This window comes from Dermacoccus sp. PE3, assembly GCF_001021715.1.
GTDB lineage: Bacteria > Actinomycetota > Actinomycetes > Actinomycetales > Dermatophilaceae > Dermacoccus > Dermacoccus abyssi.
On record NZ_LDCM01000004.1, the window covers coordinates 313,531 to 325,597 of the forward strand.

Annotated in this window: 11 protein-coding genes; 2 read left to right on the plus strand and 9 right to left on the minus strand. The window is 68.9% G+C overall.

Annotated features, from left to right (window positions below; genetic code table 11):
* Nucleotides 1–52 precede the first annotated feature (52 nt).
* Nucleotides 53–1,231: a DUF6801 domain-containing protein gene (locus AA983_RS14955; protein WP_052947096.1), complete on the plus strand. Its 1,179-nt coding sequence runs from the start codon at nt 53–55 to the stop codon at nt 1,229–1,231.
* Between the two features lie 179 nt (nt 1,232–1,410).
* Here the strand turns inward: AA983_RS14955 and AA983_RS14960 are convergent, their stop codons facing one another.
* The 8 genes from AA983_RS14960 to AA983_RS11945 form a co-directional block, all read right to left on the minus strand.
* Entirely contained in the window at nt 1,411–1,944 is a 534-nt protein-coding gene (locus AA983_RS14960; protein WP_052947097.1) for a DUF3180 domain-containing protein, read from the minus strand.
* Entirely contained in the window at nt 1,941–2,912 is a 972-nt protein-coding gene (gene folK, locus AA983_RS11915) for a 2-amino-4-hydroxy-6-hydroxymethyldihydropteridine diphosphokinase (RefSeq protein WP_047312466.1), read from the minus strand. Before folK ends, AA983_RS14960 begins: the two co-directional genes overlap by 4 nt.
* Nucleotides 2,913–2,936: 24 nt before the next feature.
* Complete coding sequence (gene folP / locus AA983_RS11920) at nt 2,937–3,836, minus strand: dihydropteroate synthase (protein WP_047312624.1); 900 nt, start codon at nt 3,834–3,836, stop codon at nt 2,937–2,939.
* 5 nt (nt 3,837–3,841) lie between these two features.
* On the minus strand, nt 3,842–4,435 hold the full coding sequence (folE, locus tag AA983_RS11925; protein WP_082128885.1) for a GTP cyclohydrolase I FolE: 594 nt from the start codon (nt 4,433–4,435) through the stop codon (nt 3,842–3,844).
* Nucleotides 4,428–6,470 (minus strand): ATP-dependent zinc metalloprotease FtsH, encoded by a 2,043-nt coding sequence (gene ftsH, locus AA983_RS11930; RefSeq protein WP_047312467.1) that lies wholly within the window; start codon nt 6,468–6,470, stop codon nt 4,428–4,430. Before ftsH ends, folE begins: the two co-directional genes overlap by 8 nt.
* A 129-nt stretch (nt 6,471–6,599) precedes the next feature.
* The gene (hpt, locus tag AA983_RS11935; protein WP_047312626.1) at nt 6,600–7,151 is read right to left on the minus strand and encodes a hypoxanthine phosphoribosyltransferase; all 552 of its coding nucleotides are present in this window, start codon (nt 7,149–7,151) and stop codon (nt 6,600–6,602) included.
* Between the two features lie 65 nt (nt 7,152–7,216).
* Nucleotides 7,217–8,284, minus strand: coding sequence for a tRNA lysidine(34) synthetase TilS (gene tilS, locus AA983_RS11940; RefSeq protein WP_047312468.1), 1,068 nt, complete (start codon nt 8,282–8,284; stop codon nt 7,217–7,219).
* A 10-nt stretch (nt 8,285–8,294) separates the two neighbouring features.
* Complete coding sequence (locus AA983_RS11945; RefSeq protein WP_047312469.1) at nt 8,295–9,350, minus strand: zinc-dependent metalloprotease; 1,056 nt, start codon at nt 9,348–9,350, stop codon at nt 8,295–8,297.
* Nucleotides 9,351–9,523: 173 nt separating this feature from the next.
* On the opposite strand from AA983_RS11945, the gene AA983_RS11950 reads away from it, so the two are divergent.
* On the plus strand, nt 9,524–10,600 hold the full coding sequence (locus tag AA983_RS11950; protein ID WP_047312470.1) for a hypothetical protein: 1,077 nt from the start codon (nt 9,524–9,526) through the stop codon (nt 10,598–10,600).
* A gap of 36 nt (nt 10,601–10,636) precedes the next feature.
* Here AA983_RS11950 and dacB read toward each other — a convergent pair whose 3' ends face one another.
* Nucleotides 10,637–12,037 (minus strand): D-alanyl-D-alanine carboxypeptidase/D-alanyl-D-alanine-endopeptidase, encoded by a 1,401-nt coding sequence (gene dacB, locus AA983_RS11955; RefSeq protein ID WP_052947098.1) that lies wholly within the window; start codon nt 12,035–12,037, stop codon nt 10,637–10,639.
* Nucleotides 12,038–12,067 lie beyond the last annotated feature (30 nt).

Below are 12,067 nucleotides of genomic sequence, written 5' to 3' on the forward strand. Positions count from 1 at the left end.
GTAGGGCTTGCGCCCGTCGACCCCCTGTTTCGACCCTCAGGAGTTGTTTTCCATGAGCAAGCACTCAGTTCGCCCCGCCTCTCGCACCCGCCGCGGTCTTGCATCGCTCGGCGCTCTCAGCCTCGTCGGCGGCGCCTCCCTCATCGGTGTCGCAGCCATGGCGCCGAGCGCCAGCGCGGCCACGGAACTCGTCTACACGTGCAACACGGCCGTCGGCGACAAGGACGTCACCGTCGCCATCGACACCAACGCTCCAACGAGCGGCACCATCGGTTCGCCCATCACCGTCTCGAAGGTCACGGGCCAGATCACGCTGCCGGGCGACCTCGGCAACGCGATGGCCGGTTTCCTCGGCTGGAACTACGTCAGCGGGTCCACGCCCAACACGGTGACGATCGCGGGCCCCGACGGCACGACCACGCAGGACGTGCAGCTGACGACCGCGAAGACGCACATCTTCAACAACGGCTGGGTCAACGACGGCACCTACGGCGGTTTCGGGCCCGACGGCCATCTCGTGCTGCCCCTGGCAGGCTCGCCCGACACAACGATGACGCCGAAGAACGCCGGTACGTACACGATCTCGGCGCCTGACACGTTCACGTCCACGTTCACGGGCACCAAGGCGGACGGAACAACTGCGTCCCTCGACAGCGCCTGCACCTACAAGAGCGGCACGAAGGTCGTCGACTCCATCACGGTGACGGCTTCGGCCCCTTCGACCTCGACCACGCCGACGAGCCCGACCACGGAGCCCACCAGCCCGACCACGGAGCCCACCAGCCCGACGACGTCGCCCACCACGTCGACGGAACCCACGAGCCCCACGACGTCGCCCACCACGTCCACGGAACCCACGAGCCCGACCACGTCGCCCACCACGTCCACGGAACCCACGAGCCCGACCACGTCGCCCACCACGTCCACGGAACCCACGAGCCCGACCACGGAGCCCACCAGCCCGACGACGAGCACGTCGCCGACGACGTCGACCTCGTCCACGACGTCGACGAGCCCCACGACGAGCACCGACCCGACGGCGCCGTCCACGAGCACGGCCAGCTCCACGGCGATGCCGTCGCCGTCGCACACGACGGGCGGCGGTCAGGGCCCCAAGGTCGACACCGACTACGTCGGTCACGACTCGATGAACCTCGCCGGCATCGGCCTCGCTGCGGCGGGTCTCGTCGCCATCGGTGGCGCGGCGTTCGCCGGACGTCGAGAAAACTGACGCTGGCCGACGGGCCTCAGCGCCTGCGCCCCGCATGACGATGGGGCTCGTTCACCACGAACGGGCCCCATCGTCATGCGGCCGGCTGTGAAGCGGCCGCGAACTCTTGACCACCTGCGCGGTTCACGGTCGACGCGTGCAGCCGCCCACCAACCCCACCGGCAAGGATGGCCGACGCGTCAGCGTTCGTCGTCGGGAATCGTGCACCAGCGCTGCACGACGAACCCCAGCACGCTAAGCACGACGGAGCTGACGACGAGCACCCCGAGCAGCAGCACGGCCGAACGGACCGAGGGCACGCTGAGGCGCGCGAGCTGGGTGACGGCCTGCCCCGCGTACCAGCCCGTGAGCACCGCACCACCGATTGCCGCCGCCTGCGAGAACACGACGACGCGACGCGCCGTGTCGGCGCTCAGCCCCTCGTGGCCCTGCATGACGCCAGCCGCAGCGCTGCGGGCCAGTGCTTCATCCTGGCCCGCGCGAAGTCGGGCGTCGGCCTCGCGCTTTGCCTTCGTCCGTGTGCGCACCTGGTCGCGCACGCGCCACCCGCCCGCCACGAGCGCCCCCGAGAGCGCGACGACGAGCAGCATCTCCCACCAGCTGTGCTGCGGCAGCGCGTTCCCGCCGTAGCGCACGAGCTGCATGGCGAGCGCCGTCACCGCCGTGACGACGACGCCCGCGATCAGCGCGGAGCGCGGTGCAAGCGGCTTCATCGAAGGCCTCCTTCGAGGTCGAGGTACTCCTCGGCGTCCCACGCCGGGCCGCGACGTACCCCCGCGACGTCGAGCGCGCGCACGTGGTCGTCGAGCGCGACAACACCCTCGGGAGTCCGCAGCGTCATCCACGGCGCCGCCTGCCACCACGGCACGACGACGAACGCCCGCTCGTGGGCTCGCGGATGCGGCAACGCCAGCGGCGACTTCGACGCCTCCGCGACGCCGGCCGTCACACCGTCACGCTCGCCACCGGCACGCACCTCGTCCGACTCCCCCGGCGCGCCCAAGGCAATGACGTCGAGGTCGAGGGTGCGCGCGCCCCAGCGCACGTCGCGACGACGGCCGTGTTCGGCCTCGATGCGATGCAGTTCGGCCAGCAGGTGCTCCCCCGTGAGGCGCGTGAAACCGACGACGACGGCGTTGAGATAGTCAGGCTGCTCGACGCCACCGACCGGGTCGGTCTCGACGAGCGGCGACACGTGCACGACGTCGAGACCGTCGAGAGCGCGCAGCGATTCCAGCGCAGAACGCATGGTCGCCACCCGACGCCCGAGGTTCGTTCCCATCGCAATGACGACCGCACGACGTCGCTCGCGGCGCACCGACACAGCGGGCCCGGCCATGACGCCCGTCGTCGGCGTGAAGGGCACCCCAGCGGGCGCGTGCGGCTTGCGCACCGTCACGCCCACGGCCTCGACGAACGCCCACTCGAGGCAGGCGTCGGCGATGCGCTCGGCGAGAGTTTCGATGAGGTCGACGGGCTCTCCGCTGGCTACCTCGACGACGCGCGCCGCGACGTCGGCGTACGACAGCGAGGCGGTGAGGTCGTCGCTACGCCCCGCGGGCGCCAAGTCGGCTTCGAGCGAAAGGTCGACGACGAACGGCTGCGGGATCTGCTTCTCGAAGTCGAGCACGCCGTGGCGTGCGCTGATCGCGAGCCCCGTGAGTGTGATCGTGTCGCTCATCGCCCTACCTTCCGTGCGTCTTCGTCATGCCAGTGATCGCGCTGAGCCGCGGCTCGACGAGCGGCCCAGAACGCCAATCTGCCCTGCCGCGACCGCGACGTCGAGGGCGGCGAGCGTCGAGGGAACGTCATGGACGCGCACACCCCACGCGCCGTGCTGGGCTGCCAGCAGGCTGGTCGCGGCCGTCGCGGCGTCACGCTCCGCAGGCTGGACGGCGCCGTCCTCAGTCACCAGCGCCAGCGAGCGCCCGACACGTCCGAGGAACGTCTTGCGCGACGTGCCCCACAGCACCGGCAGGCCGAGTACGTCGAACTCCCCCATGCGCGAGAGCAGCTCCCAGTTCTGCTCGCCCGTCTTCGCGAACCCGAAACCGGGATCGACGACGAGCTTCTCGCGGGCCACCCCTGCGTCGAGCAGCGTCTCGACGCTCGTTGTCAGCTCCGCGACGACGTCGGCGACGATGTCGGCGTAGACGGTGCGCTGCTGCATGTCGACCGAGTGCCCCCGCCAGTGCATCGCGACGAACGCCGCCCCGGCCTGCACGGCCACACTCGGCATCGCGGCGTCGGCCAGGGCCCCGCTCACGTCGTTGATGACGGCGGCACCCGCCTCCACGGCGGCCTCCGCCACACTCGCGCGCATCGTGTCGACGCTGACGCACGCGCCCGCGGCGGCCAGTTCACGCACGACGGGAACGACCCGGCGCAGTTCCTCGTCCTCGTCGGGGCGCTTCGCGCCGGGGCGCGTCGACTCACCGCCGACATCAAGGATGTCCGCGCCCTGCTCGAGCAGTTCCTGCCCGTGCGCCACGGCGGCCGCGGTGTCGAACCAGCGCCCGCCGTCGCTGAACGAATCGGGCGTCACGTTGACGACACCCATGACGAGCGGGCGCCCGGACGCACCCGGTCGTGGCAACGAGGACATCGTCGTCACTTGCCCATGAGGAGGCTCATTGCCTCAGCGCGCGTGGCCGTGTTGCGCAGCTGCCCGCGCACCGCGGACGTGATGGTGCGCGCACCCGGCTTACGGATGCCGCGCATCGACATGCACAGGTGCTCGGCCTCGATGACGACGATGACGCCCTGCGCGTCGAGGTGCTCGACGAGGGCGTCCGCGATCTGCGTCGTGAGGCGCTCCTGCACCTGCGGACGCTTGGCGTACACGTCGACGAGGCGCGCGAGCTTCGACAAGCCCGTCACGCGCCCGGAGGCCGACGGGATGTAGCCGACGTGCGCGACGCCGTGGAACGGCACGAGGTGGTGCTCGCACGTGGAGTAGACCTCGATGTCCCGCACGAGGATGAGCTCCTCGTGTTCGACGTCGAACGTCTTGTCGAGCACGTCGGCCGGTGTCTGACGCAGGCCGACGAAGGTCTCCGCGTAGGCTCGGGCCACCCGGGCTGGGGTGTCGAGCAGACCCTCACGATCCGGGTCCTCACCGACGGCGGTGAGGATCTCCCGAACCGCAGCCTCGATCCGCGGAAGGTCGACCTCGCCGCTCGGCACGGCGTTCGTGTCAGCCAAGACCCGGATCCGTGTCCGTGGGCCCCTGCGTTCCGGGGCCGGCCGGCGGCTGCGGCGGGTAGAGGGTGACCTCGTCCTTGGGCTCGTTGTCGTCGATGTTCTTGCCCGCCGCGAGCGCACGCTCCTCGGCAGGCGTCATGACCGGGCCACGGGTGCTCACGTGACGGTCGGCGCTCGAGAGCCACACGTCGCGCTTCGGCTCCTTGCGGACGTTCGCGAAGATCTCGGCGAGACGCTCGGCCTCGAGGGTCTCCTTCTCGAGCAGTTCGAGTACGAGCGCGTCGAGGATGTCGCGGTTGTTGCCCAGAGCGCGCCACGCCTCGTCGTGCGCCGCCTCGATGAGCTTGCGGACCTCACGGTCGATGACCGAAGCGATGTCCTCGGAGTACTCGCGGTTGTTGCCGCCCATGTCGCGACCGAGGAAGACCTCACCGCCGGAGTTGCCGAGGTGCACCGCGCCGACGTTCTCGCTCATGCCGAACTGCGTGACCATCTTGCGGGCAATGCTCGTGGCCTTCTCGATGTCGTTGCTCGCACCGGTGGACGGGTCGTGGAAGACCATCTCCTCGGCGACGCGACCGCCGAGTGCGTAGGCGAGCTGGTCGAGCAGCTCGTTGCGCGTCGTCGAGTACTTGTCGTCGGTGGGCAGCACCATCGTGTAACCGAGGGCGCGGCCACGCGGCATGATCGTGATCTTGCTGACCGGGTCGGTGTTGTTCATCGCCGCAGCGACGAGCGCATGTCCACCCTCGTGGTACGCGGTGACCTTGCGCTCCTTGGCGCTCATCGGGCGCGACTTCTTCTGCGGGCCGGCCATGACGCGGTCGATGGCCTCGTCGAGTGCCTCGTTCGTGATGATCGTGCCGTTCGTGCGCGCCGTGAGCAGCGCGGCCTCGTTGAGCACGTTCTCGAGCTCCGCACCGGAGAAGCCCGGCGTACGGCGTGCGACCGACATGAGGTCGACGTCCTTGGCCATCGGCTTGCCTTGTGCGTGCACCTGCAGGATGTGGTGGCGCCCGCCCATGTCGGGGGCCTCGACGGCGATCTGACGGTCGAAGCGGCCCGGGCGCAGCAGCGCCGGGTCGAGAATATCGGGGCGGTTCGTCGCGGCGATGAGGATGACGCGCGTGCGGTCGTCGAAGCCGTCCATCTCGACGAGGAGCTGGTTGAGCGTCTGCTCGCGCTCGTCGTGGCCACCGCCGAGGCCGGCGCCACGGTGACGACCGACGGCGTCGATCTCGTCGACGAAGATGATCGCGGGCGAGTTCTCCTTGGCCTGCGTGAACAGGTCACGCACACGGCTCGCACCGACACCGACGAACATCTCGACGAAGTCGGAGCCGGAGATCGTGTAGAACGGCACGTTGGCCTCACCGGCAACGGCGCGCGCGAGAAGCGTCTTACCCGTTCCGGGAGGACCGTAGAGCAGCACACCGCGCGGAATCTTGGCGCCGATGCGCTCGTACTTCTCCGGGTCGGCGAGGAAGTCCTTGATCTCCTTGAGTTCCTCGACGGCCTCGTCGGCACCGGCGACGTCGGCGAACTTCGTCGTCGGCATGTCCTTGCTGTGCAGCTTGGCCTTCGACTTGCCGAACTGCATCACCTTGGAGCCGCCGCCCTGCGCCTGGCTCATGAAGAACCAGAACAGACCGACGAGCAGCAGGATGGGCAGCAGGTTCATCAGCAGGCTGACGAAGATGCCCTGGCGCTGCGGGTCGTCGGTGAAGCCCTTGGGCGGCTGGTGGGCGTTGAGCGCGTTGACGATCTGCTCGCCACGAGCGTCGACGTAGTCGGCCTCGACCCGCTCGACGCCCTTGAGGCTGCCGATGTCCTGCTTCTGCTTCAGCGTGAGGCTGACGCTGTCGGGCGTCACCTTGGCGCTTTCGACCTTGTCGCTGTCGATGAGCGACACAGCCTGGGACGTGTCGATGCGCGAGTACCCGCCGATGTTGCTCGCCATGTAGAAGAGCAGGGCAGCACCGAGCGCCACGATCATCCACAGGCCGGGGGCCCGGAGGAGCTTCTTACCGTTCATGTGATGCGGGGCGGGCCCCGATCCTCTCGTCGAGAATGCGTGTCAACACGTCGTCAACGTGTGGTGTGCGCCGGTTGTTCCGAACATGCGCACACCGATGCCGGCGGACGGGTCGATCGGATGCGCAGGTCAGGAGTAGACGTGCGGGGCGAGCGTGCCGATGTCGCGCAGGTTGCGGTACTTCTCGTCGAAGTCGAGGCCGTAGCCGACGACGAAGGCGTTCGGGATCTCGAAACCGACGTACTTGCAGTCGATCTCGACCTTCGCGGCCTCCGGCTTGCGCAACAGCGTGCAGATCTCGACGGACGCGGGGCTGCGCGACTCGAGGTTGCTGCGGATCCAGCTCAGCGTCAGGCCCGAGTCGATGATGTCCTCGACGATGAGCACGTGCTTGTTCGTGATGTCGGTGTCGAGGTCTTTGAGGATGCGCACGACCCCGGAACTCTTCGTGCCGGAACCGTAGGAGCTGACGGCCATCCAGTCCATGGGAACGCTGCCCGGAAGGGCGCGCATGAGGTCGGCCATGACGAGGATCGCGCCCTTGAGCACGCCGACGAGCAGAACGTCCTTGCCCTCGTAGTCACGCCAGATGTCCTGGGCGAGTTCGTCCAGACGCTGGTGAATCTGCTCCTCGGTGAACAGCACGTTCTCGAGGTCGTTTCCCATGTGGGAAGAGTCCATCGAAGGCTCCTTGTGCTCGTGGCGACTCATGCTCGATGCGGGCACGCCCACGTGGCGTGCTCCAGTCATTGTCCGACATTGCGCGGGCCGATGACGACCTCGCCCCCGATTCGGCTGACGACGACGTTGCCGGGCACGTCGATCGGGCCCTGACCGTGCCAGGCGACGAGCAGTCGCTCGACGTCGGCGAGGTGATGTTGAGCGAGCTCACTCGAGCGTGCACCGTGCAGCACGAGCAACCGACGCAGGGCACGGATGCGCAGCGCGGGGTCGAGTGTGCCGAGCGCTTCGACCGGCCAGTGGGCAGGCCACTGCGTCTCGTCCGGGGTTCCCGTGAGACGGGTGAGGGCCTCGTCGGTGAGGCGGGTGAGCAGGTCGGCGTCACGACCGGCCGCGGCCGCGCTCCGGAAGAGACTGCGGCGCAGCGTCGGGGCGTCGATGTCGCGTTCGAGCAGGCCGAGTGCTCGCCGGGCCCGGACGCGTGCGTAGCGCAGGTCGTCGTTGTGGGGGTCGTGCCACGGCTCGAGATCGAGTGCCACGCAGGCCGCTTCCGTGTGTTCCCGGGTGACAGGGCCGCCGGGCACGACGTCGGAGCCGAGGAGGAAGGGGCGCAGCAGACCGTCACGGTCGGGGCGCATGCCGGCGAGGGCGGTGGTTCCGCTGCCCCGCAACAGCGCAAGAAGCACCTGTTCGGCTTGGTCGTCGGCCGTGTGAGCAAGGACGACGCGCGCGGCACCGACCTCGTCGGCCACGCTCAGGAGCGCCTCGTGACGAGCGATGCGGGCGGCGGCTTCGGGCCCGTCAGCGGACAATGCGTCGACCTCGACCCGCACGACACGCACCCGCTCCGGCGCGTACCCGAGCTGCTCGGTGCACGCGTTCGCCGCTCGAGCGGCGACCTCGGCCGAAGCCTTCTGCAGCCCGTGATCGACGATGACGACGTCGACCTCGACGTCCTGCTTGGGCGCCTCGAATGCGAGCGCCGCTGCCAGCGCAAGGGAGTCGGCTCCCCCGCTCACGCCCACGACGACGCGCGGCACTCCGTGGCGCGGGTTGTGACGCGCGAAAGCACGCCGCAGCCCGTGACGAACGGCGAGGCGCGTCAGCGCGACAGCGGGATGGGGGCCGGGCATGGAAGCTGACCTACTTGAACAGGGAGCCGTGGACGCGCTCGACCCACAGCTGCGGGCGCTGGATCTCCGCGGGCGTCGGCAGGTTGACCGGTTCCGCCCAGACAGCGTTGAAACCCTCGACCCCGACCTTGCTCTGCACCGATCGCACGAACGCCGCACCGTCCTTGTACTGACGCATCTTCGCTTCGAGTCCCATGAGGCGGCGCAGCAGGCGATCGACATTGCCGAGGCCGTCACGACGCTCACCGAACCGGGCGCGGATGGTCTCGACGCTCGGCACGACCTGCGGACCCACGTCGTCCATGACGACGTCGGCGTGCCCCTCGAGCAACGACATGACGGCCGTCAGCTGGGCCATACGTTCACGCTGCTCCGGCGTGGCGAACAGATCCGTGAGGCCCATCGAGCCCTCGCGGAAAACCTCGGGCAGCCGATTGGCCATCTCGCCGACACGCTCGGCCATCTCCTCGGGCGTGGGCGCCATCTCGACGAGGAGATCGCGGGCTCCGCTCACGACGTGCTCGCGCAGCCACGGCACGGCCGTGAACTGAACCCGGTGGGTCTCTTCGTGCAGACACACCCAGAGACGGAAGTCGTGGGGGTCGACATCGAGTTCGCGTTCCACCGCGACGACGTTCGGGGCCACGAGCATGAGTGACGGCGTGCCACCCGGTGCAATGTCGTACTGGCCGAGCACCTTGCTCGACATGAACGCCATGAGGCCGCCGAGTTCGCCGCCACTGACCTTCGCCGTCACCGCGCGGGAAACCGGTCCGGCGAGGCGCTTGGCCGTGATCTTGTCGACGACCGGCGCCAGCATGCCCTCGAGCGAGACGACATTGACGTCGATCCACGTGGCCCTGTCGACGATGCGCACCGGCCCCAGGTCACCATCTGTGCCGAGCTGCGCCGTTTCGGCGACCGGATCGTGCGCACGCACGGCAGCGTCACGCAGCTCGGCAACGACCTCGGCCATCTCGTTCGCCTCGAGCCGGGGCCCTGCCGTACTCAGTCGGCGGCCCGACGATCGCGCGAATCGCCAGTCGATGTAGGTGCGGTCTGCCATGAATCTCAGGCTAGCGCCAACCCCCGACACCCCCGGAATCACACAGGTTTCCGGTCTGTGTCGATCGATTGTGGGAAAGAAGATCGTCAATCGGCGGAACCTCGACGGAGGTGATCCACGTCTCACTCCTGTAGCCGACGCACAAGGCGCCGCTCCCAACCCAAGGAGTCATCATGTTCCGCACATCGCGCATGGCCCCCACCGTCGCTGCCGCGTCCGCCATGGGAATCATGGCCCTCGCCGCTCCGGCTCACGCAGGTACGAACGTTCCCGGCATCAACGTGGAAGTCACCACGAAGGTCAGCGGAAACACCGTCACCCTCACCTACCTCGGCGAGGGCTCCCAGTTCATGAAGATGGCCGACGGCAAGGCCTACTCGGACGGTGAGTCCGCGGGCTTCGACATCGATTACGGCGACGGTACGCCGGTCACCGGAGGCGACGGCATGGGCGGCTCGACCTGCGCTTCGTCCGGTGAGACGACCACGTTCAAGGACAAGGTCACGGGCCTCAAGCACACCTACGCGAAGCCGGGAACGCACACGATCACGGTCACCGGCTACTACTGCGGCACCACGGGCAACGACGGGTTGACGAAGAAGTACAAGGTCACCGTCGGAGCCGACGGTACGACGACGACCACGCCGGCCAAGGTCGGCGTGACCCCGCACATCCGCTACACCGTCAAGGGCAACACCGCGACGCTCACGCCCTACCTCACCGGCACCCAGCACGAGATGCTCATCGGGGGAAAGCGCGAACGAGTGGCCCTGCCCATGAGCTTCAACCTGGTGGCGCCCAAGGGTGCGACCCAGATCACCGGCAATGCGGCGGGTGACAGCGGCGTTGCCGCCTGCACGACATCGGGTTCGGTGCCGGTGAACACGTCGGCGCTGACCGGTGACCCCGCCACCTTCCGCTTCGCCGGCCCGGGCACCTACAAGGTGACGCTGAACGCCACCGTCTGCACCGGCGGCGCCGGTCAGCAGATCAGCAGATCAGTCAACGTGACGATCCCCGGTGCCACGAACGGCGGCTCGACCACGACGCCGCAGGCCCCCACGGGTTCGACGCCGACGAAGTCGGGCGCTGCCCCCGCGCAGGGTTCCGCGCCGAAGGCCTCGGAGGGCCCGAAGGTGAACACCGACTACAACGACGGTGACAACTCGACGGTCTGGGGCGTCGGCGCCCTCGCCGGAGCCGGTCTCATCGGAGCCGGAGCCTTCGCCACTCGCCGCCGCCGCGGCTGACCCTCGCCTCGAGGGCCACGCATGAACGGCCGTCGATCACTTCAATGTCGTCAACTGGGCGACGAGGTGGTCGACGGCCGTTTTCGCGCCCACCGGCCCCTCGGGGAAGTCACCGTTCGTCGTCACGGCGAAGACGAGACGGTGACCACCGACCGTACGCAGTTCACCGGCCAGCGACGAGACGCCCGTCAACGAGCCCGTCTTCGCATGCACGAGGCCTGCGCCGGCCTCGGACTCGGTACGCGTGTAGCGGTCGTGCAGCGTTCCGTTCCACGCCGACACGGGCAGCCGCGAGACGACCTCCGCGTACTTCGCGTCCTTGCCGCTCGTGGCTCGCGACAGGATGTCGCCGATGATGCGCACCGGCAGCGTCGTCCCCTTGGAGAGACCGCTCGCGTCGGCGAGCTTCATGCCGGAGACGTCGACACCCTCGTCCTTCAACTTCTTCGTCACCCAGGTTCCGACAACCGTGCTGTCGCCGTGGACTCCTTCGGCTGCCGCGGCCTGGCGCGCGAGGGATTCGGTCATCGCGTTGTCCGAGTCCTGCAGTGCGAGCCCGAGCAGGTCGAGCACAGGAGCCGATTCCACGGACGCGAGCTCCGTGCCGCCCGTCGCGGTCTTCACGTTCGTGCCGTAGGTGGCCTTGATGCCGCGCTTCGCGAGTTCACGCGTGAACGCGTCGGCGGCGTTCTTCGTCGGGTCGGCCACGGCCGGCGTGCGGTTGTCGGCGCGGTCGTCCGCGAGCGCGAGCGTGGAGATGCGGGCGGTGAACCCGTAGGAGAGGAAGCCTTCCTCCCACCCCTTCGCCGTGTCGGGGCCGTCGGCGTAGGAGGTGTTCGTGTCGAGGGTGACCGACGTCAGGCCGCGCTTCTTCAGCTGCGCCGCCGTCGACGCAGCGAGATCGCCGAGCCCCGCGTGCCCTGCGATCTTGGAGCCGTCGCCCGCACCCGGCGCGAGAACCATGTCGCCGCCGCCGACGAGCGTCAGGGTCGTCCCGCTCAGTGTGGTGCGGGTCTTCAGCCCCTTCTCGAGTGGAAGGTCGCTGTGAGCGACGGCGAACGCCGACGCCAGCTTCGTCACGGACGCGGGCGTCGTCGCCTTGTTCGAATCGTGCTCGTAGAGAACCTCACCCGTGTCGGCGTCCCGCACCGTGACGGCCGTCGTCGGCCCCAACCACGTGCTCTTGAGGGACGTCTCGACGCTCCTCTTGACTGCATCGGCCGACGGCGCCGGGCCGTTCGCGGCGGTGGGCAGCGCAGGCGCCGACGAGACGCCGCGCACAGGCTCGTACGTCGTGCCCTCGTGGGTGACGGTGCGCGGTTCGTTGCCACGCTCGAGAGTGAGGACGCCAGGCGCCACATCGAAGGCGTCCAGAGTGGCGTACCCGCCGAGAAGTGCGACGACGAGCCCAGCGCTCGCCCACTTCTTCGCCGACATCGACACCCTCGTTTCCCATTCGCCGTCCCA

Coding starts and splice junctions, on each gene's coding strand:
- AA983_RS14960 (WP_052947097.1), bottom strand. CDS start 1,944: ATGAAGCCGCTTGCACCGCGCTCCGCGCTGATCGCGGGCGTCGTCGTC.
- folK (WP_047312466.1), bottom strand. CDS start 2,912: ATGAGCGACACGATCACACTCACGGGGCTCGCGATCAGCGCACGCCAC.
- tilS (WP_047312468.1), bottom strand. CDS start 8,284: ATGCCCGGCCCCCATCCCGCTGTCGCGCTGACGCGCCTCGCCGTTCGT.
- AA983_RS11945 (WP_047312469.1), bottom strand. CDS start 9,350: ATGGCAGACCGCACCTACATCGACTGGCGATTCGCGCGATCGTCGGGC.
- AA983_RS14955 (WP_052947096.1), top strand. CDS start 53: ATGAGCAAGCACTCAGTTCGCCCCGCCTCTCGCACCCGCCGCGGTCTT.
- folP (WP_047312624.1), bottom strand. CDS start 3,836: ATGTCCTCGTTGCCACGACCGGGTGCGTCCGGGCGCCCGCTCGTCATG.
- dacB (WP_052947098.1), bottom strand. CDS start 12,037: ATGTCGGCGAAGAAGTGGGCGAGCGCTGGGCTCGTCGTCGCACTTCTC.
- AA983_RS11950 (WP_047312470.1), top strand. CDS start 9,524: ATGTTCCGCACATCGCGCATGGCCCCCACCGTCGCTGCCGCGTCCGCC.
- ftsH (WP_047312467.1), bottom strand. CDS start 6,470: ATGAACGGTAAGAAGCTCCTCCGGGCCCCCGGCCTGTGGATGATCGTG.
- hpt (WP_047312626.1), bottom strand. CDS start 7,151: ATGGACTCTTCCCACATGGGAAACGACCTCGAGAACGTGCTGTTCACC.